The following is a 26,969-nucleotide window of genomic DNA, read 5'->3' as shown; positions in this document are numbered from 1 at the left end:
TCCGATCGCGTCTCAGCGCTTACGCTTCTGGTTCGCGCGGCCACGGTTACCCGGCCGCTGCTGCCCGCCGGGCTTGCGCTTTCCGCCGCCCTGCTTGGCCGACTGTTTCGGGGTGCCGTTGCTCGCCGCGGTCCCGTTCGTCGAGGACGACTCGTCGGCGGGTGCGTCCTGCTTCTTGCGGACGTCCACCGGCTTGGCACCGGGCTTGGGCGCGTTCTGCGCCCGCAGCTCGAGCTTCTTCTGCTTCTTGGCCTCTTCTTCCTTCTCCATCCGGCCGAACACCAGGTGCTGCTGTCCGTAGGTCCAGATGTTGTTGGCCACCCAGTAGAGCAGGATGCCGATCATCAGGAAGGGGCCACCGACCATCACGCCGAGCGGGAAGACCCACAGCGACAGCTTGTTCATGATGGCGGCCTGCGGGTTGGCCGCGGCCTCGGGGGTCTGGCGGGCGACGGAAGCGCGAGCGTTGAAGTGGGTCGCCACACCGGCGATCACCATCAGTGGGATCGCGACGAGGGCGATGCTTGTCCGGCTCGGCGTGCCACCCCAGTCGGCGAACGCCTGCAGCTCGCTCACCGGCGCGGTGATGAACGCCGCGATCGGGGCGCCGAAGATCCGCGCGCTCAGGAACGACTGGACGTCGGTGGCGCTGAAGATGTAGTTGCCGATGTTGGCGTTTTCCTCGGCGGACAAACCGAGCTGACCCCACCCGTGACCGGTCCGGTTGAACGAGCGGAGCACATGGAACAGACCGAGGAACACCGGCACCTGCACCAGCACCGGCAGACAGCCCATGAGCGGGTTGAAGCCGTGCTCCTTCTGCAGCTTCTGCATCTCCCGCGCCATGGTCTCGCGGTCGTTCTTGTACTTCTTCTGCAGCTCCTTGATCTGGGGCTGCAGCTCCTGCATCTGCCGTGTGGTGCGGACCTGCTTCACGAACGGCTTGTACAGCACCAGCCGCAGGGTGAAGACCAGGAACACCACGGCGAGGCTCCAGGTGAGCCCGCTGTCGGGGCCGAACACGAAGCCGAAGGCTTTGTGCCAGAACCATAGGATGGCGGATACCGGCCAGTAGATGATGTCGAGCACGGCTCTAGGTACTCCCGTCGTTCGTATCGCCGATCAGCGCGGGCGATGACTTGGTGAAAGCATTCGACCCGCGCTCCGGCACGGGATCCCACCCCCCAGGGTGCCAGGGCGCGCATTTGGCCAGGCGAACGACCGTCAGTACCGATCCGACGACCAGCCCGCGGGTCCGCAGGGCGGTCACCGCGTACTCGCTGCACGTGGGGGTGAAGCGGCAGATCGGCATCCGGGTGGGGGAGACATAAGTGCGGTAGAGCTCGATCAGGAAGATCAGCGCGTTCGCGGGTAACCGAGCGAGCGTGCGCATCACCGTTCACCGGCCGGGGTGCGACCGAGCGCGGCCGCCGGGAGCCGCTGCAAGCCGAGCTTGCGGAGGCCGGCGCGCAGCTGGCGCAGCAACTCGACGGAGTCGGCGGTAGCCGCACCGGGCAGGGCCCGGATCACGACATCGGTATCGGCGGGCAGTTCATCGATCACCTGGGCGCACATATGACGCAGGCGGCGGGCCACCCGGTGGCGAACCACCGCGTTACCCACCGCCTTGCTGACAATCAGCCCGAACCGAGGACCGCCTACGCGGACCAGGGAATCGCCGTCGGCGACATCGTCGTACGTGTGCGTGAACGCGTGTACGACGAGATCTCGCCTCCCGATTCGCTGACCGCGGCGCACCGTGCGGGAGAAATCAGCACGGTGGTGCAACCGATACGGCTCAGGCAACACCCGAGCGTCCGACTACGCGCGATCAGGCAGTCAGTTCGGAGCGGCCCTTACGGCGACGCGCCGAAACGATGGCGCGGCCCGCACGGGTCCGCATCCGGAGGCGGAAGCCGTGCACGCGCGCCCGACGACGGTTGTTCGGCTGGAACGTCCGCTTGCCCTTGGCCACGGTCAACACTCCTCGAGTTGGTGGGCACCGGTGAGGTACCCGAAGTTTTCGGTGATTCGGATTCTGCGCTGCGGACCGCGGTCTACGCGCAGAGTGCCTTGGCGATCAGCGTGCAGCGCACAGCCGCCACCGCGCCAAGGGGTGACTGTATGAGGGTACTGATCGCCTCATACAGGGTCAAATTCGGCCCACATTGGGCGAAACGGTCGGCGAACGTCCGGCCCGGATGGGTCGGGACGAGTACCGAGGTCCAGAATACCTGTCGGCCGTGTTCGGCCGTCGGCGAGCCGACCTGCGGCGACACGCCCGGGCGTCACTGACGCGGACAGTAACTTTTCGTGAGTTCCTCCACACCTCTGGCGTCGCGAGCGCCTTGCGGCTAGCCTCTGTAGCCGGGGGATTGCTGAAGAACCGCAGGTCCAGCTTCTTTCACTGCCACACGCTGGCAGAATTCCTCTATCCCCAGGTTTGTCCACATCTGTGGATAATTGTGTGGAAAGACGGCCGGAGTGGCATATTCGTAGGGCCGACGGTGCCCTCGCCAAGTCCGATCCCGGGACCGCACGGCGTTCGAACCGGCTTCGGTTGTTCGCTTCGATCACGCCGATCGCACCTGGTCACAGGTGCTGCGCTGGCGTGCTCGGCGGCCGTTGGCCCAACAAACCGGTCCGGGGAGGACGCTGCATGGACGACGAGCAGAACGTGCTGGCCACAGTGTGGCCGGAGGTGGTCGCCGAACTCACCACCGGCTCGGCCGACGGCGCCATTCCCGCGGTGAGCCGAGCTCAGCAGGCGTGGTTGAAGCTGGTGAAACCGCTCACCGTCGCCCAGGGTTTCGCGTTGCTGTCCGTTCCGTCGTCGCTGGCACAGGAGGCGATCGAGCGCGATCTGCGCGAGCCGATCCTGCGTTCGCTCGGCCGCAGACTCGGGCCGCAGGTGGAAGGACTCGGTGTGCGCATCGCCGCGCCGAGCCCGGCCGCGGGGGAGCGCACGGGCAGTTCGCCCCGGCATGCCAGGATGACGAGCCGTCCGGAGCGTCCGCGCGAGCAGGTCCGCCCGCCCGCCGGCTACCCCGGCCCCGATTTCAGCGCGCCCGACTATCCCCAGCGCGGTGACTACGGCAGGCCGCGCTACGGCGCCGACGATTACAACGGCAACTCCGGCGAGTACGGCAACGACTACCAGCAGGCTCCCGAGTATCAGCAGGCCCCCGACTACCAGCGCGACGGCGAGTACGGCGGCAGCTTCGGTGGCCGCGAGTTCCCGGCGCAGACCGGTGAGTACGGCGAGCGCGCCGAATACGCGGGACCGCGCGAGTACCCGGCCGAGCCGGAGTACCAGCAGCAGGGCGACTACCAGCAGCAACCGGAGTACCAGCAGGCTCCCGAGTACGCCAAGCCGCAGGAGTACAAGGCCGGCGAGTACAGCGGTGAGGATTTCCCCGGCGCCGATTTCGAGCCGACGGCTGTCTACCCCGTTCCCGATTTCAACGGCGAGTTCGCCGGCCGCCCGGACTTCCGCGGTGCCCGTCCCGAACAGCGCGCCCCCGAACCGACCCAGGGCAGGCGCGAGCAGGGATCCTCGCGGCGAGATCATTCCGGGCAGGAAACCCTGTTCGGCACCGATCCGCCCGCACGTGCACCGCGACGGCCGCAACCGCAGGAGGAGCCGGCCGCCGCGCGTGTCGAAGAGACACCGGCCGAGACCGCGCCCGAGCCGCCGCGCCCGGGGACGCCGGGCGCCCAGCCCGTCGACGACGAGCCGGTGGTCGACGCGCGCAACAACTGGCCGACGTATTTCAGCAAGTCGCCCGAGGCGCCGCCGCAGTCGTCGTCCTCGGCCAGCTTGAACGCGAAGTACACCTTCGAGACGTTCGTGATCGGCGCGTCGAACCGGTTCGCGCATGCCGCCGCGGTGGCCATCGCGGAGGCACCTGCCCGGGCCTACAACCCGCTGTTCGTCTGGGGCGCTTCGGGTTTGGGCAAGACGCACCTGTTGCACGCGGCCGGTCACTACGCGCAGCGGCTGTTCCCCGGCATGCGGGTGAAGTACGTGTCGACCGAGGAATTCACCAACGACTTCATCAACAGCCTGCGCGACGACCGCAAGGTGGCGTTCAAGCGCCGCTACCGCGAGACCGACATCCTGCTGGTCGACGACATCCAGTTCATCGAGGGTAAGGAAGGCATCCAGGAGGAGTTCTTCCACACCTTCAACACCCTGCACAACGCGAACAAGCAGATCGTGGTGTCCTCGGATCGTCCGCCCAAGCAGCTGGCCACCCTCGAGGAGCGGCTGCGGACCAGGTTCGAGTGGGGCCTGATCACCGATGTGCAGCCGCCCGAACTCGAGACCCGCATCGCGATCCTGCGCAAGAAGGCCAGGATGGACCGGCTCGACGTGCCCCACGACGTGCTGGAACTCATCGCGAGCCGGGTGGAACGCAATATCCGCGAACTGGAGGGCGCGCTGATCCGGGTGACGGCCTTCGCCTCGCTCAACGGGCAGCCGCTCGACCTGTCGCTGGCCGAGGTGGTGCTGCGAGACCTGATGCCCGACACCGCCGCGCTCGAGATCAACGCGGCCACGATCATGGCGGTCACCGCCGAGTACTTCAACACGACGTTGGAGGAGCTCACCGGGCCGGGTAAGGCGCGTCCGCTGGCGCAGGCGCGCCAGATCGCCATGTACCTGTGCCGCGAGCTGACCGACCTGTCGCTGCCCAAGATCGGGCAGGCGTTCGGCCGCGACCACACGACGGTCATGTACGCGGAGAAGAAGGTGCGCAAGGAGATGACCGAGCGCCGCCGCGTCTACGACCAGGTCCAAGAACTCACAGCCCGAATCAAACAGCGCTCTCGCTGATTTCATCCACACCCTCGAACACCGCCCTGAGCTGGGGCGGTGTTCCTTTTTGCCCTGTGGAATCCCTGTGGAGTCCTCGAGGAATCCACCGGTTGTGCACCGGTTCACACACAGGCCTGGGGAGGGATCTGGGGAGCATCTACCCACAGGCAGTTGTGCACATCGTCCACAGGTTCCTCCACCAACAGCCTGTGAGTGCCACTGACCTGCGGCGGCGCCGGATCCGGCCTGTGGATTCCTCGAGGACTTCTTGTGGACTCCTCGAGGAATCCACCGGTTCGTCACCACCCTTGGTCAGGGTGTGAACAAGTGGGTGAAATCGGTGGAACAACTCGAGGACTACTCGAGGATGGATCTGGGACAACTTCGGGTGTCCACAGACACCGCCGATTCATCCTCGAGTCACTCCACGGCCATCCCCATGCCACCAAGCCCTCTGAGCTGGGAAAACGACGGAAGTCCACAGATTCCACAGTGCCTACTACTACTTCAGTTCTCATTCATAGAGAGATCTCTTTAAAACAGGGTGTGTGGAAACTCGGTCGGGAAGGCTCGGCTCGGTCGGTGGTTCACTCACAGGCAGGCAAGGACAGGAGGGGATGGTTCAGGACGCGCGGAACTCCTAGAGGGTCGATGCGGAGATCGCGCGTTGTCCGGGTACCGTTTGGTTGTCGGCAGGTTGTGCGAGACTCAGTGCGCGGCCGACGCAGCACCTCAACTCCGCTGAACACACCCGCATACGGATTCGAAACTCGGAGAGGACAAATCGGGCGATGGAGCTTGCGAGCATGAAGTTTCGGGTCGCCCGAGAGGATTTCGCCGAGTCGGTGGCCTGGGTGGCCCGCAGCCTCCCGTCCCGGCCTCCTGTGCCGGTTCTCGGTGGCGTCCTGCTGGTGGCCGACGAGAACGGCCTGACGGTCTCCGGATTCGACTACGAGGTCTCCGCGCAGATGCGTGTCGCGGCCGAGGTCGCCGGTCCGGGTCAGGTCCTGGTCTCGGGTCGTCTGCTGGCCGACATCACCAAGGCACTGTCGAACAAGCCGGTCGACGTGTCCGTCGACGGCACCCGTGTCCTCATCGCCTGTGGCAGCGCCAAGTTCTCCCTGCCGACCATGCCGGTCGAGGACTATCCCCAGCTGCCCGAGGTGCCCCAGCAGACCGGTGAACTCACCGTCGACGTGTTCGCCGAGGCCGTCGGTCAGGTCGCCGTCGCCGCCGGCCGTGACGACACGCTGCCCATGCTCACCGGTATCCGCGTGGAGATCGAGGGCAACGACGTGGTGCTCGCCGCCACCGACCGCTTCCGCCTCGCTGTGCGCCACCTGCAGTGGCAGCCCACGCGCCCCGACATCGAGACCGCGGTGCTCATTCCCGCGCGCACGCTGTCCGAGGCCGCCAAGACGCTCGGTGCCGCCTCCGCGCCCGTGCAGCTCTCACTCGGCAACGGCAGCGGTGCCGACGGCCTGCTCGGCATCGTCAACGCGGGCAGGCGGACCACCACCCGGCTGCTCGACGCGGAATTCCCCAAGTTCCGCCAGTTGCTCCCCAAGGAGCACACCTCCATCGCCACGCTGCCGGTGTCGGCGCTGTCGGAGGCGATCAAGCGTGTGGCGCTGGTTGCCGAGCGCGGCGCACAGGTGCGCCTCGAGTTCTCCACAGACGGTGTGCTGCTGTCGGCCGGTGGGGACGACGCGGGCCGCGCCGAGGAATGGCTCGAGGCCGATTTCCGTGGTGAGCCGCTGACCATCGCGTTCAACCCCGGATACCTCACCGAGGGTCTGTCGGCGCTGCACGCCGATCGGGTCACCTTCGGCTTCACCACGCCGAGCCGTCCCGCCGTGCTGCTGCCCGCCTCCGACGAGGAGCCCAAGGTGCTCGAGTCCGGTGCGTTCGCGGCGCTGGAGAGCCAGTACATCTACCTGTTGATGCCGGTCCGGCTGCCCGGCTGAGGGGGGCCGCGCCGCACATGTTCATCCGTGCGCTGTCGGTTCGTGATTTCCGCTCGTGGGAACACGCCGAGCTGGAGTTGTCCCCAGGGCGCACCGTCCTGCTGGGGGCGAACGGCAACGGGAAGACCAATCTGCTCGAGGCGGTCGGCTATCTGGCGACGCTCGGCTCGCACCGGGTGTCCGCCGACGCGCCGCTGATCCGGATGGGCGCCACCCAGGCTGCCATCGGGGCGACCGTGGTGAACGCGGGCCGCGAGCTGCGGGTGGATGTGGAACTCAAGCAGGGTGCCGCCAACCGCGCGCAGATCAACCGTTCGCCGGTGCGCCGGTCGCGCGAGATCCTCGGCATCCTGCAGACCGTGTTGTTCGCGCCGGAAGATCTGGCGCTGGTCCGTGGCGACCCGGGGGAGCGGCGCCGGTTCCTCGACGAGTTGTGCACAGCCCGCCTGCCCAGGCTGGCCGGTGTGCGCGCCGACTACGACAAGGTGTTGCGCCAGCGGTCGGCGCTGTTGAAAACCGCTGGGCGCCAGGTGCGTTCGCGTTCGGACCTGAGCACCCTCGACGTGTGGGACGGGCACCTCGCCGAGCACGCCTCGGTGTTGCTCACCCAGCGGCTGCGCCTGGTGCACGACCTGTATCCCTATCTCGCAGAGGCATATCGGTCGATCGCGCCCGAATCACGCCCTGCCGCAATCGCTTACCGCTCCGGGTACCTTCCGCCCGACCTGCTCGATCCCGCGCGGGCACCCGAACCCGACGACGTGGACCAGGTGCGCGAGATCGTGCTGCGCGAACTGGCCGCCGCGCGCGGGCGCGAACTCGACCGCGGTGTCTGCCTGGTCGGCCCACATCGTGACGATCTCGAGCTGCTGCTCGGCAGCGCGCCTGCGAAGGGGTTCGCCAGTCACGGCGAGTCGTGGTCGTTCGCGCTGGCGCTGCGGCTGGCCTCGTTCGAGCTGTTGCGCAACACCGGCGCCGAACCGGTGCTGCTGCTCGATGATGTGTTCGCCGAACTGGACCGGCGCCGCCGGACCGCGCTCGCGGAGGTGGCGGCCGGTGCCGAACAGGTACTCATCACCGCCGCGGTCGCCGAGGACGTGCCCGCCGAACTGGCCGCCGCGCCGCTGCGGGTGCAGACCGAGGGCGACGCGGACCGGCGCACCTCGCGGATCGTGGCCGAAGATATGCACAGCCGACCATAGTTATCAACAGGCCCTGTGGAAAACCGTGGACATGCTGGACATATGCCGCATCGGTGCGCGACGGTGCTGTCGGGCACCCGGCGTAGACTCCCGAACCGACCGATGAGCCTCGAGACCGGAAGGTGGGACCGCGTGCAGGACGAGCCGGAAGCGGAACTGCGCGGGATCGATCTGGCCCGCCGCGCCCTCGAGGAAGCACGGGCCGCGGCCAAGGCCAGCGGTAAGTCGGTCGGGCAGGGCCGGGCCTCGCCGGTGCGCAAGCTGCGCGCGGGCGGACGTCGCCGCAGCGGCTGGTCCGGTGCGGGCCCCGACGCCCGCGATCCCCAGCTGTTGTCCGCGCTCGCGGGCTCGATCGCGAAGAATCGTGGCTGGTCAGGCAAGGTTGCCGAGGGAATGGTCTTCGGCCGCTGGCCGAGCGTGGTCGGTGAGGACATCGCCGCACACGCCACCCCCGTGACCCTCGAGAACGGCGTGCTCAAGATCGCCGCCGAGTCCACGGCCTGGGCCACCCAGCTGCGGATGCTGCAGAGCCAGATCCTCGCCAAGATCAACGCGGCGGTCGGCCACGGCGTGGTCACCTCCCTGCGGATCACCGGTCCGGCGGCGCCGAGCTGGCGCAAGGGCGAACGCCACATCAAGGGCCGCGGCCCGCGCGACACCTACGGGTAGCCGGGCGGTCACCGGTGCGAGTTCCGTTGCGGCACCGCCGCTTCGATCCCCAGATTCGCGGCCTGTGGACAAAACCTGTGGATAACTTCGGGACACGGTGTGCACACGCCGGGAACACACCCGAGCTCGCGGCCCGACCGAAGATGAAGCCAGCGGCCCCTAAGACCGGCAAAACTCCCGCCGAGGCGGAAGCCACTCGCGCTCCTTCGAGTTCTCGCATTCACGGCGAAGCCAGGGGTGTCGTAGGTGCACTGTAAGTTGGGCTTACCAGTAGGATGGTGACGTAACCAGCGGCGAACCCTCGACGCGCGTGTTGTGCAGCCGCTTGCGAGCTGTCCGCGCCAGGGATCAGCAAGTAAGGAGAGCTACCGACAAGTGGCTGCCAACGACTCCAACGCATCGGGCAACAATTCGGGCTACGGTGCCTCGTCCATCACGGTCCTCGAAGGCCTCGAGGCGGTGCGCAAGCGCCCTGGCATGTACATCGGTTCCACCGGTGAACGCGGTCTGCACCACCTGATCTGGGAGGTTGTGGACAACTCGGTCGACGAGGCGATGGCGGGCCACGCGACCAGGGTGGACGTGACGCTGCTGGCCGACGGTGGTGTCGAGGTCGTCGACGACGGCCGAGGTATCCCCACCGCCATGCACGCGCAGGGCATTCCGACCGTCGAGGTCGTCATGACCCAGCTGCACGCCGGCGGCAAGTTCGACTCCGACGCCTACGCCGTGTCCGGCGGTCTGCACGGTGTCGGTATCTCCGTGGTGAACGCCCTGTCGAGCAAGCTGGAAGCCGAGATCGACAACGACGGCTACCACTGGACCCAGGTCTACAAGGATTCCAAGCCCGGCAAGCTGGTCAAGGGCGAGCCGACCGATCGCACCGGCACCACCATCCGGTTCTGGGCCGATCCGGAGATCTTCGAGACCACCACCTACAACTTCGAGACGGTCGCGCGCCGCCTGCAGGAGATGGCGTTCCTCAACAAGGGCTTGACCATCACCCTGACCGACGAGCGGGTGAGCGATTCCGAGGTCACCGACGAGGTGGTCAGCGAGACGGCCGAGGCGCCCAAGCACGCCGACGAGGTCGCCGCCCAGGCGGTCGAGCACAAGGTGAAGACCCGCACCTACCACTACCCGGGCGGTCTGGTGGATTTCGTCCGCCACATCAACCGCACCAAGTCGGCCATCCACAACTCGGTCGTCGGCTTCACCGGCAAGGGCACCGGGCACGAGCTCGAGGTCGCGATGCAGTGGAACTCGGGTTACTCCGAGTCGGTCCACACCTTCGCCAACACGATCAACACCCATGAGGGCGGTACCCACGAAGAGGGTTTCCGCGCGGCGCTCACCACGGTGGTCAACAAGTACGCCAAGGAGAAGAAGCTCCTCAAGGAGAAGGACGGCAACCTCACCGGCGACGACATCCGCGAGGGCCTGGCCGCCATCGTGAGCGTGAAGGTCGGCGAGCCGCAGTTCGAGGGCCAGACCAAGACCAAGCTCGGCAACACCGAGGTGAAGTCGTTCGTGCAGCGCGCCTGCAACGAGCACCTCACGCATTGGTTCGAGGCCAACCCGGCCGACGCGAAGACCATCGTGCAGAAGGCCGTGTCCTCGGCGCAGGCCCGGATGGCCGCCCGTAAGGCGCGTGAGCTGGTACGCCGCAAGTCGGCGACCGACCTGGGCGGGCTGCCCGGCAAGCTGGCCGACTGCCGCTCCAAGGATCCGGGCAAGTGCGAGATCTACATCGTCGAGGGTGACTCCGCCGGTGGCTCGGCCAAGTCGGGCCGCGACTCGATGTACCAGGCAATTCTTCCGCTGCGCGGCAAGATCATCAATGTCGAGAAGGCCCGCATCGACCGCGTCCTCAAGAACAACGAGGTCCAGTCGATCATCACCGCGTTCGGCACCGGTATCCACGACGAGTTCGATATCGCGAAGCTGCGCTACAACAAGATCATCCTGATGGCCGACGCCGACGTCGACGGTCAGCACATCGCCACGCTGCTGCTCACGCTGCTGTTCCGCTTCATGCGTCCGCTGGTGGAGCAGGGCCACGTGTTCCTGGCCCAGCCGCCGCTGTACAAGCTCAAGTGGATGCGCGCGGACCCCGAGTTCGCCTACTCCGACCGCGAGCGCGACGCGCTGGTCGAGGCCGGTCTGGCCGCGGGCAAGAAGATCAACAAGGACGACGGCATCCAGCGCTACAAGGGTCTGGGTGAGATGAACGCCAAGGAGCTGTGGGAAACCACCATGGATCCGTCGGTGCGGGTGCTTCGTCAGGTGACGCTCGACGACGCCGCCGCGGCCGACGAGTTGTTCTCCGTGCTGATGGGCGAGGACGTGGAAGCACGTCGCAGCTTCATCACCCGTAACGCCAAGGACGTTCGCTTCCTCGATGTGTGAGCGGTGCTGCGCCATCGCGCGCCCGCGAACACATCAGCCCTCTAAGGAGATTCGATGACTGAGACCACGCTGCCACCGTCCGGCGGTGCGGGCGACCGGATCGAACCGGTCGACATCCAGAACGAAATGCAGAGCAGCTACATCGATTACGCGATGAGCGTGATCGTGGGCCGCGCGCTGCCCGATGTGCGCGACGGCCTCAAGCCGGTGCACCGGCGCGTGCTCTACGCCATGTACGACAACGGCTACCGCCCCGATCGCGGTTACGTGAAGTCGGCGCGTCCGGTCGCCGAGACCATGGGTAACTACCACCCGCACGGCGACTCGTCGATCTACGACACCCTCGTGCGCATGGCCCAGCCGTGGTCGCTGCGGTACCCGCTGGTCGACGGCCAGGGCAACTTCGGTTCCCGCGGCAACGACGGCGCGGCCGCCATGCGTTACACCGAGTGCCGTCTCACGCCGCTGGCGATGGAGATGCTGCGCGATATCGACAGCGAGACCGTCGATTTCGTGCCGAACTACGACGGTCGCTCGATGGAGCCGACCGTGCTGCCCGCGCGCGTGCCCGCGCTGTTGATGAACGGCAGCAACGGCATCGCCGTCGGTATGGCGACCAACATCCCGCCGCACAACCTGAACGAGCTGGCCGAGGCCATCTACTGGTCGCTGGAGAACTACGACGCCGACGAGGAATCCACCCTCGCCGCGTGCATGGAACGCGTCAAGGGCCCCGACTTCCCGACGCACGGCCTGATCGTCGGCAGCCAGGGCATCCACGACGCCTACACCACCGGTCGCGGTTCCATCCGCATGCGCGGTGTGGTGGAGATCGAGGAAGACGCGCGTGGCCGCACCACGATCGTCATCACCGAGCTTCCGTACCAGGTGAACACCGACAACTTCGTCAACTCGATCGCCGAGCAGGTCAAGGACGGCAAGATCGCGGGTATCTCCGATATCCACGACGAGTCCTCCGACCGTGTCGGCATGCGCATCGTGGTGACGGTCAAGCGCGACGCGGTCGCCAAGGTCGTGCTGAACAACCTGTACAAGCACACCCAGCTGCAGACCAGCTTCGGCGCGAACATGCTCTCGATCGTCGACGGTGTGCCGCGCACGCTCCGCCTGGATCAGATGATCCGGCACTACGTGAACCACCAGCTCGAGGTCATCGTCCGGCGCACCCGTTACCTGCTGCGCAAGGCCGAGGAGCGGGCCCACATCCTGCGCGGCCTGGTCAAGGCGCTCGACCTGCTCGACGAGGTCATCGCGCTGATCCGTGGGTCGGCCAACACCGACACCGCGCGCACCGGCCTGATGCAGCTGCTCGACATCGACGAGATCCAGTCGACCGCGATCCTCGACATGCAGCTGCGTCGCCTCTCGGCGCTGGAGCGTCAGAAGATCATCGACGATCTGGCCAAGATCGAGCTCGAGATCGCCGACTACAAGGACATTCTCGAGAAGCCGGAACGCCAGCGCGCGATCGTGCGTGACGAGCTGGCCGAGATCGTCGAGAAGTACGGCGACGACCGCCGGACCAGGATCATCGCCGCCGACGGCGACGTGGCCGACGAGGACCTGATCGCCCGCGAGGACGTGGTCGTCACGATCACCGAGACCGGTTACGCCAAGCGGACCAAGACCGACCTGTACCGCTCGCAGAAGCGCGGCGGCAAGGGCGTGATGGGTGCCGGCCTCAAGCAGGACGACATCGTCAAGCACTTCTTCATCTCCTCCACCCACGACTGGCTGCTGTTCTTCACGAACAAGGGCCGGGTGTACCGGGCCAAGGCCTACGAGCTGCCCGAGGCCAACCGCACCGCCCGTGGTCAGCACGTGGCCAACCTGCTGGCGTTCCAGCCGGACGAGAAGATCGCCCAGATCATCCAGCTCAAGACCTACGAGGACGCCCCGTACCTGGTGCTGGCGACCCGCGCGGGCCTGGTGAAGAAGTCCAAGCTCACCGATTTCGACTCCAACCGGTCCGGCGGCATCGTCGCGGTGAACCTGCGCGACGACGACGAACTGGTCGGTGCGGTGCTGTGCTCGGCCGACGACGACCTGCTGCTCGTCTCTGCGCACGGCCAGTCGATCCGCTTCGCGGCGACCGACGAGGCGCTGCGTCCGATGGGCCGTGCCACCAGCGGCGTACAGGGCATGCGGTTCAACACCGACGACGAATTGCTCTCGCTCAATGTGGTCCGTCCGGACACCTATTTGTTGGTCGCGACCGCCGGTGGGTATGCCAAACGTACGGCGATCGAGGAGTACACCGCGCAGGGTCGCGGCGGAAAAGGCGTATTGACAATCCAATACGATCCGAAGCGTGGCAGCCTGGTGGGTGCGCTCATCGTCGACGACGAGGACGAGTTGTACGCGATCACTTCCAGTGGTGGCGTCATCCGCACCGCGGCCAAGCAGGTCCGCAAAGCCGGACGCCAGACCAAGGGCGTGCGATTGATGAACCTCGCGGATGGCGATACCTTGCTAGCGATCGCGCGCAACGCCGACGAGCCCGATCCCGATCAGCTCATCGGCGACGCGGCCTCGGAGCAATAACCCAACCAGCGGCGGCAACGAACGGATCTGAGGATTCCATTGACCACACCGAATCAGTCGAACGACGATCGGAACCAGACCAACGGCGTCACCGAGCGGGTCGCCTCGTCTCCGATCCAGCCGCGGCCGATCCCACGTCAGGGTGCGGCCGAGGGCGCCAAGGCACCGGAATCCGGTGGCGCCGGGGACGAATCGTTCGACCAGGCCACCGTGCGGATGGGTACCGAGCCGAACGGGCCTGCCAACGGCTCGGGTAACGGCAAGGGTAAATCGCCCTACCAGGACGGCTGGGCACAGTTGCCGCAGCGGGAACCGCAGTCCAACCTGTACCGCCCGGGTGAGGCGCCGAGCCAGGGCCGCCCGTCCTCGGGTGGTCAGGGTGGCGGTGGCCTCAAGGGCAGCGGTCCGTCCAACGCGCGCACCACCGCCGACCTGGCGGCCAAGGCGGCGCGCAAGGAAGCCGCGATGGTGAAGTCCGTCGGTATCGACGGGCCGACCCGAAGCATCGCGCGTCCCGAGCTGGTCAAGGACATGCCCGATCTATCGGATGTGCGTCATCCGGGGTCGGACCTGCCGATGGCCAACACCGGGCTGCCGATGGCGCCACAGCAGCCGCAGAGCGGACCGTCGGCGCGAGCCGCGGCCGCCTCGGGCCCGGTGTCGCCCGCCGTTCCGGTGGCCATCGCGGCCGCCGCGTCGGGTGAACCGCTGCGCGCGACGGTGCAGATCCGCCGCATCGATCCGTGGTCGACGCTGAAGATCACACTGGTCATCAGTGTCGCGCTGTTCTTCGTGTGGATGGTCGCCGTCGGCCTGCTCTACATCGTGCTCGCGGGCATGGGTGTGTGGGACAACCTGGACAACTCGCTGGGCGAGATGTTCAACCAGGAGGGCAGCTCGGGCGGCCTGATCGACGCGGGCACGATCTTCGGGTACGCGGGCGTCATCGGGCTCATCAACGTGGTGCTGTTCACCGCGCTGGCGACGGTCGGTGTGTTCATCTACAACCAGTGCTGCGATCTGGTCGGTGGCATCCAGGTGACCCTGGCCGATCCGGACTAGGAACACGCGTTTTCCGGCACGGCCGGTCGGACCAGGAAACTGGCTCTGACCGGCCGTTTTGGTTATCGGCGGGAGGGTAAGGTAACCTCGTGTCTCGTTGCGGTTCACTGCTCCGGCAGGGGATCGGAATCGAGTTCGGGCCTATAGCTCAGGCGGTTAGAGCGCTTCGCTGATAACGAAGAGGTCGGAGGTTCAAGTCCTCCTAGGCCCACTTTCTTTTCCCTGATCAGACGTACTTTCTGTACACTGGATCTCGCTGCCGGTCACCTTTTGTGGCCGGAGCCGCTTTTCAGACGTCTCGCGTCGACACATCGACGACTGGAGATCTCTGATGCTCACTCCCCGCCCACGTCCGCGCAAAGACGGCACGGTCAACTGGCAGGTGCCCTACCACTACTACGACACCGATGGCGTGCGTCGCAGCACCGCCGAGAGTTTCGGTGAGGACTACGCCGAAGCGGAACGGTGGTGTGAGTACGAGGCCCGCTACGGCCTGGATCACGCCCTGACGATCCTCGACGCCAAGCGTGGCAGCGGCACAAGCCCCGTGCGCCTGGCCGACTGGCTCACCGACCACGCCGACCGGCTGCTGAAGATCCGCAGCATCTCCCCGCCGGTACACCGCAGCTACCTGCGCTACGTCCGCAACGACATCATCGCGTTCTACGGCGAGGACGCCGCGATCGACGTCGTGACCCAGGACACCGACGCCGCCTGGATCGTGTTCCTGGAGCAGGACAAAGGCAACGCGCCCAAGACGATCAAGAATAAGCACGGATTCCTGTCCAGCGGCCTGCGAGCGGCTGTCGAACAGCGTCCCGGTCCTCTACTGCCGTTCAATCCGTGTGCCGGTGTCCGACTGCCGACCGACCACGGCGGCGAAAAGGACATCTTCGACAGCCACGAGTGGGAGCTGTTCGAGGAACTGATCATCGCGCGCTGGCGTCCACAGGCCGAGTTCGGACTCGTCTCGATGGCGCGACCGTCGGAGGTCGGCGCACTGCTCGTACGCGACGTGCACCCCGTCACAGGCGCGGTACGCATCACCAAAGCGTGGAAGGACGCTGGCTCCCGGCTGACCCTGGGTAAACCGAAGACCGAGCGCAGCACCCGCACCGTCAACATCCCCGTGGAGACCCTGGCTCGGTTGGACCTGGCCCGCGACGGTGACGAATATCTCTTCCACACCAAGGACATGGGTCCGATCAGGGCGTCGTACTTCCACGAGAAGGCATGGCAACCGGCCATGCGTCGCCTGGACGCTCTTGCTCGCGCCGCCGCCGCGTTCGACCGCGGCGAGGACATTCTCGCCCGCGGACACCTGAGTCCGTTCACCCGCAAAGCGCAATGGCGGGGTTCGGACCCCGAGGCGTTGATCGCCCAATTCGGCACCGCGCTGAAAACGCTGCGCATCAAGCACCTGACCCCGTACACGCTGCGCCACACCGCCATCAGCTGGAAGCTGCAGGACGGGGTGCCCATCTTCGTGGTCAGCCGCGATGCCGGACACGAATCGGTCACCGTGACCGACCGCGTCTACGGCCACAACGACCGCCGCGCCAGCGAATCCGCCGCGCAGGTCATCGCCCACCGGCTGCCCCGGGTTCGCGCGAACATGCTCGCCCTCGACGCCTGACCAGCGCCCCGCCGATCACCATCTGCCCGATCGAGATCCAATCCATTGCATTCCGCTCGAAGGTACGGAATGCAATGGAATGGATTGGAACGGAATCCGCGATGCTCCAAGCCGTCCCCCACCACACCGATACCGGAGCCGGTCGCTGCCAGTTCCCCGGCTGCACCGCTGCGGTCCCCGCCCGACCCAAGGGACAACGCGGCGCGCCGCGCAGCTACTGCGACAACGCCGATCACACCGCGCGGAAAGCTCTACGACTCCGACTCAAAGCCGCCGACCGCGCGGCTCGGCCGACATCGCCGCCGACCGCGCCGAAACCGGTCACCGACGGCATCGCAACGCTGGCGGCGCTGGTGGACCGGTACGAGCAACTACGCACCGAGTTGGCTGCCGTTGCTGACGACGCCGCCGATGTTCTCGCCGATCTCACAGATCCCGCCGCCATCGAACGCGAGGTGAACGAAGTTCGCCGCGAAGCCGAAGTGCGAATAGCTGCCGCCGAACAGGCTCGTGACGACGCCGAGAGGGCGTGCGCGGCGATGAAGCTACGCCAGGACCGCGCCGTCGAACTCGAAGCCCTGGCCATCGACGCGGCGGAGGAATCCCGCGCACAGGCCGAAGCAGCGCAAGCACGGCTCGGTGAGGTGGAGCAGAAAGCAAATGAGCGCATCGCCGAAGCCGAAGCTGACCGCGACCGGATCTACGAAGAAGCCGAGACGGTACTCACGGAGATGCGCGGCCACGTCGACACCGCCCGTGCACAACAAACACGAGCCGAAGCCGAACGCGACACCGCACGCGAACAGCACCAAGCGATCGCCACGGAGAACCGCCACCTGCGCGCAGACCTCGACCGCGATCGCACCGACCATCGCGCACAGATCGAACGGCGGGACATCGAGCACGCCAAAGCACTGACCGCAGCGCACGCCAAGGCTGACCGGGCTGCCCGCGAACACCGAGACCAACTGACCGAAGTGCTGAACCGCCACCTCGCCGTACTCGGAACGAACGCCGAACAGCACAGCGAACCTGTTCGCGACGGCACAACGGAATAGAGACCTAACAACCACTGCGGCGCTCGAGACCGGGCGACAGATCAGAAATCCCACGTGAGCGCGACATCCCGCGCTGGCCGCTCGACACCGCCGCTGCGCGCGTCGTCGAGCGGCCAGCGGGGCCCTCCGTCCTTCGGCGGTGATTGACCGCATAGGAGGCGATCTGGGGGGCCAGGCGACCGTCCCGGATTCGCTCGTCCTACCCCTCCGCGCCTCGCGGGGCGGCTATGGCGGTCCAGATCGCGGGCCGCGCGGCGGCGATGTCGATGCGGACGGTGATCTCGTGGCGAAAAGGCGGATCGCGGATCGCATGCGCGAACGCCGCCTAATACTGGTTCTCGAAGATCTGTGCTCGCGTCGCCAGGACTCGATGACCCAGGCTGGTGCCGCGCTCGGACTTCGGTGCGTGCTCGAGGAGTGGTCACACAGCCCGGCCTCGCCGTGACGGCGCCACCGGTTGACCCACCTCGACGCACAGGCGCGGGAGATACCCATCTCGGCGGCCACGTGCGCGATGGGGCGCGTCTTGCAGCGCTCGACCAGCGACGGCGTCCCTCGATGCTCAATGGCGCGTTGGCGTGGCTCATGCGTCCATCGCGTAGGAGCGGTCCATCAGATCGGTCATCGTCCGCTGGAAATCCCCTCGCTTCTTGTCGCTCCAGCCTGTGGTCAGCTGAGCGAAGATGCCCTCCTGCCAACGATGTGCCTGGTCCAGCATGGACCGGCCCGCGGAAGTGAGTGCTGCTTCGCGTAGTCGACCATCGGCCGCAGACGTCGCCATAGCCAGATAGCCGACTGCTGTGGCGCTCTTGGTCAACCGTGAGGTGACGGCGAACGCCATACCCACCGACAAGCCCACAACGACAGCGCCCTGCTCGCCAACATCAGCGCCGGCACCCAGTCCCTCGACGATTTCGTGCCGATTAAGCTCGACATGCCGACTCTGACCGTGGACACCACCGACGGCTACCGACCTGAACTCGAGTCGATCGCTCAGTTCGTTGTGGAGCCGCTCGCTGGCGACGCCCGCGAGCACGCCATAGGCGGGTGATTCGTTTCGACCAATCGGACAGCTAGATATCAGGTTTTCGGCTGACGTAGTCCCATGCGAGGCTGCCGTCGATGGTTTGCGGGTGGCGCGATCTCGTCCAATGCCCGGCGAAGGCGCGTACCGGTCGGACGTCGAGGAAAGCTCTGTTGGAAGTCGTCCGAAATGCCGGGAGCCCAAACCGGTCCGCACACGTCTAACCAGGCATGACGCCCGAATTGCACGACGCGCTTGTCGACGCCGGCCACGACCCCGCCGATCCCGCCGTGCTGCAACGCCTCGCAGACGTCGACCGCGGTCTGGCTATCCTCCGTCAACGCTGGCATGACGACGACCCCTCCGCCCTGCCCGTCCCGTAGAATCACGGGGCCAACCAAACAGCTACGAAAAGCCAATGCGCGGTCGATTACCCAATGACGAATGCCCCGAACTCGTTCGAGTTCGGGGCATTCTGATTCGATGATGAAATAGACCAGACAGCGTATCCAGGAGGCGGATGACGTGGCTGACCCCACCATCGAACAGCTGTCCGAATCGGTCATCACCGCTGGGGCCGACTGGGGACTGGAGATATCCAGCGGTTACGACGGCCGTTTGCGGATCGTCCGCCGTGGCGGCGAACTCCTCGATCCTGCGGTGGACTTCGCCGTCGCTGACAGCGAGTTGCGGGCCTACTATCGCCGCATCGCCGAAGAAGCCGAGCGTGGTGCCGCTCCGAAACCGGCGTCGGACTGGTGGATGACGTTGATGTCGACTCACCTCGCTGAAGCGCTGTACGACCTCGACCGTGCAGCGAGGCCCTGCGTCGTAATCGTCGGCGACACCGGATTCAAGGTCACCCCGATCGACTCCGCGCAGTGAGGTTCGCGTTGGGATCGATGTCGGCGACCGGTACACGTCGCGCCGATTGGTACCGACCCCAAACGCTGGGCAGTCGCGGTCGCGCTTTGAGGCGCAGTCCTGTGCCGCGCTGAGCGACGTTTCTCGCGGTTCGATTTGATGCTGCTGCGGCCGAGTCGAGGATGCCCACCGAAATTACCCACATGTAAGTCAGCGGATATATCTCGCTTCGACCAGGTCTTATGTGAGGTTGTGGATGGTTTCCGTGAAGTTGTCCACCACTTGTGCACAAGCGGAATACCTTTTATCCCCACACTATGCACAGGTCTATCCACAGGATGGTTTGGTGCTCTGTCTGTTTCATCAGGCCCAGAGCCCGGCACTCAACCACGCTGGTGTGAGGGTCCTACCGGGCGAGTGGGTATGTGAGTACGTCGAACGTCGGTGCGTCGGGCCAATCGGGCGTCAACGTTCCGACTCGCGTCCAACCCCATTTGCGGTACGCGGTGTACGCGTCGCGGTTCTCGGGGTCGACGAGCAGGGTCGCGCGTTCCTCGGTGCGGGTGGAGAGGAGTTCGTCGTGGAGGGAGTGCGCTATTCCGCGGCCGGTGTGAGTGATGGCGACCATGATCTCGCTGAGTGCGAAGGTCCGATGGTTGGACTCGTCTACGAATGCGGCATGGTCGGCGTCGGGGTCGTCTAGGTGAAGTCCGTGCCACCACCCCGAGTTCGGTGCAAGTGGCCAGCCCCAGGTCTGACCGATGACAGTGTCATCGATCGTGACGGTGACCAGCTCGAATCCGCCCGCCCTGTGGGGAGCGGTGTAGGCGTCGAATCTGGCCATAAAGGCTTCCGGCGCTTCAAACGGGTCTCCATCGGCGATCGCAGCACTGTAGGAACGGCGGAAGATATCTTCGACGAGATCGCGGTGCGCGCGGGCGCCAGCTGCGTCGTAGCGGTGGAAGTTCAAGCCGGTCACGCGGTCAGGGCCTTCTTGTCGAGCTTGTCGTAGCGGTCGATGAATGCGTCTCCCGCACCCGCGATCTGACGGATCGGTGCCAGAACCCGCAGCGATCGGGTTGATGCGACTGCAGGCCGGCCCAGGATGGAGCCTTCCATCGCAGCCAGGACCGGCTCTGCGGTTTCGAGTGCGCCGTGCAGATCGCCGATAGCAGCTCGGGTGGAGGCGTGCCACGCGGCGGCGTTGGTCTCGTTGCGGCGGCCTTGGCCTTGTAGAGCGGTTTCGTAGAGATTCAGCGCAGCACGGTGATCACCGAGGTCGCTGTAGGCACGGGCTTCGTGGCCGGCGAGCTCACCGGGATCGACGAACCTGAGCCAGCGCGGGCAATGGGTGATCAGCTCGGTGTTGAGTGCGGTGTCGAGTGATCGGTGTGCGTTGTCCATCGCGCTGCGGAATCCGTCGTGGTCTCCGATTCTCGCGCGAGCCTGGGCTTCTCGCACGCTGATGAGCGCGTGGATGCGGCCGGGCCGCCAGTCCCGGGCGAGGTGATCGGCGCGGGCGATGTTCTGGAGGGCGAGATGAGGGTTGCCGCGGCCGTACCGTGACAGCGCGATTTCCTGGTTGGCCTTGTTACACAAGGTGTGAATAGTGAGTTCGTCGTCTCCGGATCGACTCGCCAGTTCCATGGCCACTGAATAGCAATCGCGCGCCAGCTCGTTTTTGTCGGCGTCGTATGCGAGAAAGCCTGTGATGACGGCGAGATTTCCGACCGCGCTCGCCGCTGCGGTACCGGTGATCGGATCGCAGATCGCGACATCGAGCTGCTGGCGTGCCACTGCCAGCGCGGTGCGTGCTTCGTCTACGAGGTTGGCGCCACCTTCGCGTTGATCGCGTTGTTCGATCGCCTCGGTGTAGTCGACCAACGCACGGACATCGTCGAATCCGATTCGCTGCCCTGACACCACAGCCTGTGCTGTGGCGGGAGCGACTACCAGCGTCGCGCCGACGATCGCCGTGCCGAAGCCGAATTGCCTGCGGTTCACCTCATCATCCTCGATTCCGGGTGCCAGACACATGCGTGCCAACTGGTTGGGGGTCAGCATTTCGAGAGCTGTGTCGAGCGCTCGGGCACTTTCGCCCCGTACCGGTTTTTCCCAGGTGGCGCTGCGCTCCCACTTGACGATGGCGTCGACGGTGAATCCCAGCCGCTCGGCGAACTCGACGCGGTCTTCGCGCAGCGCGTAGTCGCGCAGTGCGTACACGTGTGCTGCTGTCCATTTGCTGACGATCATTCTCGCCCCTTGTCTGCAGCTGCAACCCCGGTGTGGGAAACCGTACGGGTCCCGTACAGGTTCCGTACGGGATCCGTACGTCGTTTCGGCTGGGATCATCCGCGCGCATCGGACACGCTGAGAAATACGTTCTCGCCCAACGCGACCCATCAGATTTACCTTGAGAGTACGCGGCCTCGGGCGAGGGAGAAACCCAGTTCAGGAGCCGACATGGTGCACATCGATCCGGCCGTACAGCCGCCGACGAGGAACACAGGGGACTGCCGCGATGACCCCGGCGAGTTCGACTGTCCCGCCGATGTTGACGCGGTGGCCAATGCGCACGGAGAGCACGGTCCGCACTGCCTGCCATCGATCGCCGCCTACGCGCACGCGAGCGCCGACACCGAATACTGAGAGGGCCCGTGATGCTTACCGAGACCACGCCCGTCACCACCGTGATTCCGGCGGCACCCGGACGATCTCGCCTTCCCTGCAGAAACGATGGACGGCGATCTGACTCCGATAGAGATACGGCGCCTGATGGCGCATGAGACCGGCCGACCCTGCAGCGGCCCACACAGAACGGGTGGATCGCTCGCCCACTTGGTCGAGCTGCTGGCTGCGATGAAGGAAGCCGGTTGGGTCAAGGACGCCCCGTTTGTCCCCGGATCGCCACTGGCCGACTTCGCCGAGATGTCCACGCCCGCGACTAACACTGGCGGAGATTGCCAATGACCCAGGCCAGTTCAACCGCCTCGGCTTACGCCGAAACACCGCGATCACGCTGCGAGTTCTACCGCCGCATATGCTCGCTACCCACGGTGATCGACCCGGCAACCGGTCGGATCACGATGAAGGCAGGGATGGTCGGCGCGGTGATGATGCCCACCGACCTCGCCCGACGAGTCAAAAACAACCTCGAATTTCGGGGGATCACGCCGCTGCCGATCATCGGCCACCCCCGAGCCGACATGTGGACCTTCTTAATTCGCTCCGATATCAAGCCGATCCGTGAGCCCGAAAGCGTGGCGAGGCTATGGGAAGCGCGAGTGGTGGTGATCCGTGATGGCGATATCGCGTTGCCATCCCCGGTACCAGACCCGCTGATGGTCCGCACATGGGTATCCCCGGCGATCAGCGCGTTCCGGCCATCCGGGTCGGTAGTCGTCCATTGCGCCCTCGGGCTCTTGCCGGGGCGGCACCCACGATGAACCACAGCGGTCGCTCGCCCTGCCCCGACGAACCCGACATCCACCTCACCGTCCAATTTCCCAGTGTACGAATGGATTTCGTCGCCTGCTTGACGGCCGCGCTCGTATTCGTCTGCGAGGTAACCGCCCGCCACCCCGGCACCGTCACCGTCGATCCCAGCCACTGCGCGGGCCTGTCGAGGCTCCCCAACGAACGGCTATACCTCCAACCCTGACCGCATGAACACCGCATGTTCCCCGACCAACCGAATGCCCTCGATGCGATGCGCCCCGGTCGGCCTCCCAGTGCCCCCGGCCCGCTGCGCGAGGGCGGCCCCGGAATCGTTTCCCGACGATTTCCGGGGCCACCCAACCTTCCTTCTCGACCAACCGGAGAAACGGAGACAGCCACACGTGAGCACCCATGCCCGCCAACCCTGGACCGCCAACCAGCGAGCCGTCCTCACGGCGATGAAAGACGGCGAACCCCAATGGGCCGAACGCCTCTACCAACAGCTCGGAATGCCCCGCCGCAACAGCGCCTCGGCCGCATTCTTCTGGTTCCACAAACACGGCTACCTCACCCTGGTCGGCGGCGAGGACGGCTACGTCGTCATCGGTACCGACCGCACCGACCGCAAGTTCGTGATCACCGACAAGGGTCGCGAAGCCGCCAACAATCTCGACGCCGGGTACGACCGCCTCAAGGATCTCGAGGACTGACCCTGTTGCATCACAAAGCTTTACGCTGCCCACCAGGAGTGCGGCCGCGACGCCACAAGACCACCTGAATACCTCGAACCCGCACCGGCGACCCCCCGAGCCGCGTCGGTTCGAGGGTGGGGAAACGCTCCCGGAGGCCGCCCAACCGGCCTCCGGGAGCACCCACACCACCCACATGACTGGTACCACTGGAAGGCCCCGACCAACTCCCACACAGTGCGCCCCTCGCCACCGGCACCGGAGTTGGTCGGGGGCCTTCCGTCGCAGACGCGGCAGGAGCCCCCACTATGACACCCGCCCACCGAACCTGATCGACCCTTACCAGCCCACCCCCGCCCGCCTGCACAGCGTGTTCCTGCGAGGGAAAGACCACTACGAACCCGACCAGGCGCTAGCCGACGCCCTGGCGAGCAGCACGATCAGACCCGCGATCACCGAATCCCGGCGGTTCACCCGACGCGCGGTCGAATACCTCTCCGACCATCACGGGGTATCCCAGTTCGTCGAACTCGGGTGCGGTCTGCCCCACACCCCCGACATCCACGACATCGCCGAACAACACAACAGCACCGCCCGGACGCTGTACGTCGACTCCGACATCCTCGCGGCCACTCATGGTCGCGCGATGCTGCACGAACCGCCTACCCGGTTCTTCACCGATACCGACATCACCGACACCGACGCGATCCTGAGCGACATCACCACGGTGATGGACATGACGACACCGTTGGCGGTGTGCGTGTCAGGCACCGCGGAATGGATTCCCGACGCCCCCGCCGTACTCGCGGCGTTGACCGAACGATTCCCGGTCGGGACATGGCTCGTGCTCACACATCTCACCGACGAGTTCTACCCCCACCACATCCAGGCCGCCGCCGAAACCCTGCGCCGCGCGGGCGTCCCGTTCCACCCACGCGGACGAGACGAGATCACGGCCATGCTCGCCGGGTACCAGCTCGTCGTACCCGGTCTGATCGCCCCGCACCGGTGGGCACCCACCCTCAACCGCGACGACGACGACAACAGCGACAGCGGCGACGGCGACGGCGACGGCGACGGTATTCGGCGGGTGTCTGCGACCGCGCCCCGCCATCGCGCGGCGTGGGGCCTGAGCGCCTACGCCGCCATCGGACAACGACAGCAGTAGAGGACGGACCGAACCGGAACCGGCGTTAATCGGATCCTCAGTGTGATGGGTCGGCGATACAGTGAAAGTTGCCGGCCCGAAAATTAGTGGTCTATTGATGTGGGGAGTGGCTGTGCCCTTTGATCTTTCGTGCCCTCCATGGTGTGTCGAGCATTTGGCGCGAGATGCGGACGCCGGGCGCCGGACGCACAGGGGTCCGGAGCTGGTTATAGAGGTCGCCGAGGTCGTATTCATCGGCGTAGTTCGTAAAGTGATTGTTCGGCTCTGCGCCCGCGATCGCGCGGAAAGCCGACAGTGTTTCATCGAACTGGTCGACCCTCATGGAGCCGTCGTGGAGCTGACGGTGGCCGATGCTCGCACGGCGGCAAATATGTTTCTCCGTAGCGCGGATTTGCGACTGGAACCGGCCGAGGGGCCTTGCCCCTCGTGGTGTGAGGAACACCGCGCACCCGACCCGGATGATCCCGAGGACGGCCTCGAACATCGTGGGCCCTACCTGGCGATGGTGGTCCCCGGGCACAGCGGCTTCGGTGTCAGCATCGGCACGCGGGTGAGTGCGTTCGACGAGAACGGCTCACGTCGAGTCTCGCTGTGCATGGTCGTGCAATCGATCGCGACGGAACTGGAAGGTGATGAGGCGTGCAAGCTCATCGCTCACTTGCTGGACTGCTCAGACCTCGGGGCACAAAGTATCCATATGGATACTTTGTGAATGTTGCGTGGTCATCGGCACCGAAGGCGACCTGCGTGCCGCGATTGCCGACGGTCTGTTGGAAGTTGGGGGTGTCTCGCGGGCATCGTCTCGGGATCACCAGGCGGATGTAGAGCGCGGCGATGCCGATCAGCGGATGGACCTGGACCCGTTGTCGGCAACGAGACCACTGTTGTTGTGTGATAACGCAATTCACATTTCATTTGCTGCACGGTCAGAGCTTCGGCCGTAGTGTCGGGTCATGACGGAAGCGAGACCGGAGCTGCCCATCTCCTCACCGCAGCAGCAGCGTGAGAATGCGCGCGAGGATCTGACCGGAGAGATCAAGGATTTTCTCCAAGCCGACTACCGCCTCATGAGCGGCGTGCATTTTGCGATCGAGAGAGGGGTGACACCCGAGGAGATCCGCGCAGAGTTGGCGGACTTCGGCCTGGCCGAGGAGGCCGACCGGGCGTTGGCCGCGCCGTCGTTGCTGGCGAGGATCGACCGGGTGTTGACCGAGGCTGGTATCGCTATGCGCGCTCCCGCCGATGGCGAGGAGCTGTGGCTGGATGTGAGCAGCCCGCGACGGCGCGGGGTGATGGTGCAACACGGCGATGGCGGCGCCGGTCCTTCCCAGCCGCCGGACCTCGAGTTCATGCGCCAGGTCGCCGAGGTGGCCGTCCCCGCGCTCTACGATGCCGGATACCAGTTGGCCTCACTCGATGCTCGCCGGATCATCCCGCTCGACCGGGACCAGGCATTGGCCAAGTTCTCTTGCTCAACTGACGATTTCGCCGTCCTCGTCGGCGATCATTCAGACCAGAGTGTGCCCAGCCCTGCAATACCCGACAGCTCCAGGCCATCGACCGCCACGCGGCGACCCCGATTGCGACATCGCTGAATCACCCGCCCGTGACAAACAACTGCGGCGGCCCTTTCGGTTCGGCAACGTCGCTGGTTTCGCCGCAGGCTCCTGCCCGCGATTCGGCACATATGGTCAGCGGGATGGCACGCAATGTCAGCGCCCCGGTGACGTTCTGTGCAGAACGCAGCCGCGCGGGCGGGGACGTCCTGGTCAACAGCGCGGGCATGGCCATCATGAAAGGCGTCGACATCATGGCGCCCGCGGCATTCGACACTCTCTTCGCCACCAATGTCGGCGCCCTGTTTTCTGGTGCAAGGCGACCGGCTCCGTGACGGCGGCCCGCGTCGTGAATTTGTCCTCCGCCGTCACCCGGTTGGCGATCCCCGACACCATGACCAAAGGCGCCGTCGACAGCTTCACCCGCGTCCTCGCCCGGGCCCTCGGCCCGCGCGGCATCACCGTCGCCCCGGTTAGGTACTCACGGATATGAACGCCTGGCTCATCGGCAACCCCGACGGTCAGCGCGAAGCCTCGTCCAACGGCGCCCTCGGCCGCGTAGGTCGCCCCGCTGACATCGCCGACATCGTCTTCTACCTCGTCAGCGACGACGCCCGGTGGAGCACAGGCCAAACCCTCTAAGCCAGAAGTGGTTCCGCCCGTGAGCGGATGAGACCTGCTGTGCCGCAGTCGATTACGTTCACAATAACGCGTCGAAATCAGGGTCGGCTTGAGCTCGCTGATCTGGAGGCCAGGCAGTGTGAGACTGCCCCTGTTCGGTGCAGCGCCCGGGCGGCTCAGGCTGGAGCATTCAGTGGTCACCAAGAGTTCGTGCGAGCG

25 protein-coding genes, 1 tRNA gene and 1 pseudogene are annotated in these 26,969 nt (G+C 65.9%); 19 read left to right on the top strand and 8 right to left on the bottom strand.

All coding sequences use genetic code 11. The features are described from left to right. Positions 1-12: 12 nt before the first annotated feature. From yidC to rpmH, 4 genes are read right to left on the bottom strand one after another with little or no spacing between them, the layout of a single operon-like run. On the bottom strand, positions 13-1,089 hold the full coding sequence (yidC, locus tag ACWEVR_RS31360; RefSeq protein ID WP_452469853.1) for a membrane protein insertase YidC: 1,077 nt from the start codon (positions 1,087-1,089) through the stop codon (positions 13-15). A 4-nt stretch (positions 1,090-1,093) separates the two neighbouring features. Continuing rightward, positions 1,094-1,393, bottom strand: a complete 300-nt coding sequence (gene yidD / locus ACWEVR_RS31355; RefSeq protein ID WP_067495118.1) for a membrane protein insertion efficiency factor YidD — start codon at positions 1,391-1,393, stop codon at positions 1,094-1,096. Beyond that, a complete protein-coding gene (gene rnpA / locus ACWEVR_RS31350) occupies positions 1,393-1,809 on the bottom strand; it encodes a ribonuclease P protein component (RefSeq protein ID WP_452469852.1) in 417 nt (138 codons plus the stop codon). The genes yidD and rnpA overlap by 1 nt, the downstream gene beginning before the upstream one ends. 22 nt (positions 1,810-1,831) lie before the next feature. After that, positions 1,832-1,975 (bottom strand): 50S ribosomal protein L34, encoded by a 144-nt coding sequence (gene rpmH / locus ACWEVR_RS31345; protein ID WP_071932098.1) that lies wholly within the window; start codon positions 1,973-1,975, stop codon positions 1,832-1,834. 684 nt (positions 1,976-2,659) lie between these two features. Here rpmH and dnaA point away from each other — a divergent pair. The 10 genes from dnaA to ACWEVR_RS31295 all read left to right on the top strand — a co-directional run bounded on the left by dnaA (position 2,660) and on the right by ACWEVR_RS31295 (position 17,390). Next, positions 2,660-4,840, top strand: coding sequence for a chromosomal replication initiator protein DnaA (dnaA, locus tag ACWEVR_RS31340; protein WP_452469851.1), 2,181 nt, complete (start codon positions 2,660-2,662; stop codon positions 4,838-4,840). Between the two features lie 773 nt (positions 4,841-5,613). Next, positions 5,614-6,789 (top strand): DNA polymerase III subunit beta, encoded by a 1,176-nt coding sequence (gene dnaN, locus ACWEVR_RS31335; RefSeq protein WP_067978057.1) that lies wholly within the window; start codon positions 5,614-5,616, stop codon positions 6,787-6,789. Positions 6,790-6,806: 17 nt separating this feature from the next. Next, complete coding sequence (gene recF, locus ACWEVR_RS31330) at positions 6,807-7,991, top strand: DNA replication/repair protein RecF (RefSeq protein WP_452469850.1); 1,185 nt, start codon at positions 6,807-6,809, stop codon at positions 7,989-7,991. A 102-nt stretch (positions 7,992-8,093) separates the two neighbouring features. Next, entirely contained in the window at positions 8,094-8,660 is a 567-nt protein-coding gene (locus ACWEVR_RS31325; RefSeq protein WP_452469849.1) for a DUF721 family protein, read from the top strand. A gap of 375 nt (positions 8,661-9,035) precedes the next feature. Next, positions 9,036-11,069, top strand: a complete 2,034-nt coding sequence (gyrB, locus tag ACWEVR_RS31320; RefSeq protein WP_067644051.1) for a DNA topoisomerase (ATP-hydrolyzing) subunit B — start codon at positions 9,036-9,038, stop codon at positions 11,067-11,069. A gap of 54 nt (positions 11,070-11,123) precedes the next feature. Continuing rightward, the gene (gene gyrA, locus ACWEVR_RS31315; RefSeq protein WP_439266996.1) at positions 11,124-13,634 is read left to right on the top strand and encodes a DNA gyrase subunit A; all 2,511 of its coding nucleotides are present in this window, start codon (positions 11,124-11,126) and stop codon (positions 13,632-13,634) included. Positions 13,635-13,673: 39 nt separating this feature from the next. After that, positions 13,674-14,696: a DUF3566 domain-containing protein gene (locus ACWEVR_RS31310; RefSeq protein ID WP_067495142.1), complete on the top strand. Its 1,023-nt coding sequence runs from the start codon at positions 13,674-13,676 to the stop codon at positions 14,694-14,696. A 137-nt stretch (positions 14,697-14,833) separates the two neighbouring features. Then, positions 14,834-14,907: transfer RNA gene (locus ACWEVR_RS31305), tRNA-Ile, on the top strand. Between the two features lie 120 nt (positions 14,908-15,027). After that, the gene (locus tag ACWEVR_RS31300) at positions 15,028-16,332 is read left to right on the top strand and encodes a tyrosine-type recombinase/integrase (protein ID WP_452469848.1); all 1,305 of its coding nucleotides are present in this window, start codon (positions 15,028-15,030) and stop codon (positions 16,330-16,332) included. Between the two features lie 74 nt (positions 16,333-16,406). Next, positions 16,407-17,390: a hypothetical protein gene (locus ACWEVR_RS31295; RefSeq protein WP_452469847.1), complete on the top strand. Its 984-nt coding sequence runs from the start codon at positions 16,407-16,409 to the stop codon at positions 17,388-17,390. A gap of 327 nt (positions 17,391-17,717) precedes the next feature. Here the strand turns inward: ACWEVR_RS31295 and ACWEVR_RS31290 are convergent. Together ACWEVR_RS31290 and ACWEVR_RS31285 are read right to left on the bottom strand one after the other, a co-directional pair. Next, positions 17,718-17,977 (bottom strand): annotated as a pseudogene (locus ACWEVR_RS31290) (helix-turn-helix domain-containing protein); the annotation flags it as partial. Next, positions 17,974-18,426, bottom strand: coding sequence for a hypothetical protein (locus tag ACWEVR_RS31285; protein WP_452469846.1), 453 nt, complete (start codon positions 18,424-18,426; stop codon positions 17,974-17,976). The pseudogene ACWEVR_RS31290 and the gene ACWEVR_RS31285, both read right to left, overlap by 4 nt. A 513-nt stretch (positions 18,427-18,939) precedes the next feature. On the opposite strand from ACWEVR_RS31285, the gene ACWEVR_RS31280 reads away from it, so the two are divergent. Then, complete coding sequence (locus ACWEVR_RS31280) at positions 18,940-19,299, top strand: hypothetical protein (protein ID WP_452469845.1); 360 nt, start codon at positions 18,940-18,942, stop codon at positions 19,297-19,299. Positions 19,300-19,684: 385 nt separating this feature from the next. Here ACWEVR_RS31280 and ACWEVR_RS31275 read toward each other — a convergent pair whose 3' ends face one another. Together ACWEVR_RS31275 and ACWEVR_RS31270 are read right to left on the bottom strand one after the other, a co-directional pair. Beyond that, positions 19,685-20,122 (bottom strand): GNAT family N-acetyltransferase, encoded by a 438-nt coding sequence (locus ACWEVR_RS31275; RefSeq protein ID WP_452469844.1) that lies wholly within the window; start codon positions 20,120-20,122, stop codon positions 19,685-19,687. A 131-nt stretch (positions 20,123-20,253) separates the two neighbouring features. Further along, a complete protein-coding gene (locus ACWEVR_RS31270; protein WP_452469843.1) occupies positions 20,254-21,162 on the bottom strand; it encodes a hypothetical protein in 909 nt (302 codons plus the stop codon). Between the two features lie 579 nt (positions 21,163-21,741). Here ACWEVR_RS31270 and ACWEVR_RS31265 point away from each other — a divergent pair. The 8 genes from ACWEVR_RS31265 to ACWEVR_RS31230 all read left to right on the top strand — a co-directional run bounded on the left by ACWEVR_RS31265 (position 21,742) and on the right by ACWEVR_RS31230 (position 26,771). Continuing rightward, positions 21,742-21,927: a hypothetical protein gene (locus tag ACWEVR_RS31265; protein ID WP_452469842.1), complete on the top strand. Its 186-nt coding sequence runs from the start codon at positions 21,742-21,744 to the stop codon at positions 21,925-21,927. A 317-nt stretch (positions 21,928-22,244) separates the two neighbouring features. Continuing rightward, complete coding sequence (locus ACWEVR_RS31260; RefSeq protein WP_452469841.1) at positions 22,245-22,724, top strand: DNA-directed RNA polymerase subunit beta; 480 nt, start codon at positions 22,245-22,247, stop codon at positions 22,722-22,724. 393 nt (positions 22,725-23,117) lie between these two features. Continuing rightward, positions 23,118-23,426, top strand: a complete 309-nt coding sequence (locus ACWEVR_RS31255) for a hypothetical protein (protein WP_410877451.1) — start codon at positions 23,118-23,120, stop codon at positions 23,424-23,426. Positions 23,427-23,601: 175 nt separating this feature from the next. Continuing rightward, positions 23,602-24,573 (top strand): SAM-dependent methyltransferase, encoded by a 972-nt coding sequence (locus ACWEVR_RS31250; RefSeq protein ID WP_452469840.1) that lies wholly within the window; start codon positions 23,602-23,604, stop codon positions 24,571-24,573. Positions 24,574-24,670: 97 nt separating this feature from the next. After that, entirely contained in the window at positions 24,671-25,285 is a 615-nt protein-coding gene (locus ACWEVR_RS31245; protein ID WP_452469859.1) for a DUF6907 domain-containing protein, read from the top strand. Positions 25,286-25,526: 241 nt separating this feature from the next. Then, positions 25,527-26,168, top strand: a complete 642-nt coding sequence (locus ACWEVR_RS31240) for a hypothetical protein (RefSeq protein ID WP_452469839.1) — start codon at positions 25,527-25,529, stop codon at positions 26,166-26,168. A gap of 104 nt (positions 26,169-26,272) precedes the next feature. Next, positions 26,273-26,464 (top strand): hypothetical protein, encoded by a 192-nt coding sequence (locus ACWEVR_RS31235; protein ID WP_452469838.1) that lies wholly within the window; start codon positions 26,273-26,275, stop codon positions 26,462-26,464. Positions 26,465-26,618: 154 nt separating this feature from the next. Next, complete coding sequence (locus ACWEVR_RS31230) at positions 26,619-26,771, top strand: SDR family oxidoreductase (RefSeq protein ID WP_452469837.1); 153 nt, start codon at positions 26,619-26,621, stop codon at positions 26,769-26,771. The last annotated feature ends 198 nt before the right edge of the window (positions 26,772-26,969 follow it).

This window comes from Nocardia sp. NPDC003979, assembly GCF_053605015.1.
Note: the sequence above shows the minus strand (reverse complement) of the source record. Positions and strands in the feature narration are given on the sequence as shown.

Excerpts from the sequence above, each read along its gene's own strand:
- ACWEVR_RS31265 (WP_452469842.1), top strand. The coding sequence starts at position 21,742 with ATGGTGCACATCGATCCGGCCGTACAGCCGCCGACGAGGAACACAGGG.
- ACWEVR_RS31325 (WP_452469849.1), top strand. The coding sequence starts at position 8,094 with ATGAGCCTCGAGACCGGAAGGTGGGACCGCGTGCAGGACGAGCCGGAA.
- ACWEVR_RS31235 (WP_452469838.1), top strand. The coding sequence starts at position 26,273 with ATGGCACGCAATGTCAGCGCCCCGGTGACGTTCTGTGCAGAACGCAGC.
- dnaN (WP_067978057.1), top strand. The coding sequence starts at position 5,614 with ATGGAGCTTGCGAGCATGAAGTTTCGGGTCGCCCGAGAGGATTTCGCC.
- ACWEVR_RS31275 (WP_452469844.1), bottom strand. The coding sequence starts at position 20,122 with ATGGCCAGATTCGACGCCTACACCGCTCCCCACAGGGCGGGCGGATTC.
- ACWEVR_RS31250 (WP_452469840.1), top strand. The coding sequence starts at position 23,602 with ATGACTGGTACCACTGGAAGGCCCCGACCAACTCCCACACAGTGCGCC.
- recF (WP_452469850.1), top strand. The coding sequence starts at position 6,807 with ATGTTCATCCGTGCGCTGTCGGTTCGTGATTTCCGCTCGTGGGAACAC.
- ACWEVR_RS31300 (WP_452469848.1), top strand. The coding sequence starts at position 15,028 with ATGCTCACTCCCCGCCCACGTCCGCGCAAAGACGGCACGGTCAACTGG.
- gyrA (WP_439266996.1), top strand. The coding sequence starts at position 11,124 with ATGACTGAGACCACGCTGCCACCGTCCGGCGGTGCGGGCGACCGGATC.
- dnaA (WP_452469851.1), top strand. The coding sequence starts at position 2,660 with ATGGACGACGAGCAGAACGTGCTGGCCACAGTGTGGCCGGAGGTGGTC.
- ACWEVR_RS31260 (WP_452469841.1), top strand. The coding sequence starts at position 22,245 with ATGACCCAGGCCAGTTCAACCGCCTCGGCTTACGCCGAAACACCGCGA.
- yidD (WP_067495118.1), bottom strand. The coding sequence starts at position 1,393 with ATGCGCACGCTCGCTCGGTTACCCGCGAACGCGCTGATCTTCCTGATC.
- ACWEVR_RS31295 (WP_452469847.1), top strand. The coding sequence starts at position 16,407 with ATGGAATGGATTGGAACGGAATCCGCGATGCTCCAAGCCGTCCCCCAC.
- ACWEVR_RS31240 (WP_452469839.1), top strand. The coding sequence starts at position 25,527 with ATGACGGAAGCGAGACCGGAGCTGCCCATCTCCTCACCGCAGCAGCAG.
- ACWEVR_RS31230 (WP_452469837.1), top strand. The coding sequence starts at position 26,619 with ATGAACGCCTGGCTCATCGGCAACCCCGACGGTCAGCGCGAAGCCTCG.
- ACWEVR_RS31245 (WP_452469859.1), top strand. The coding sequence starts at position 24,671 with ATGTGGGGAGTGGCTGTGCCCTTTGATCTTTCGTGCCCTCCATGGTGT.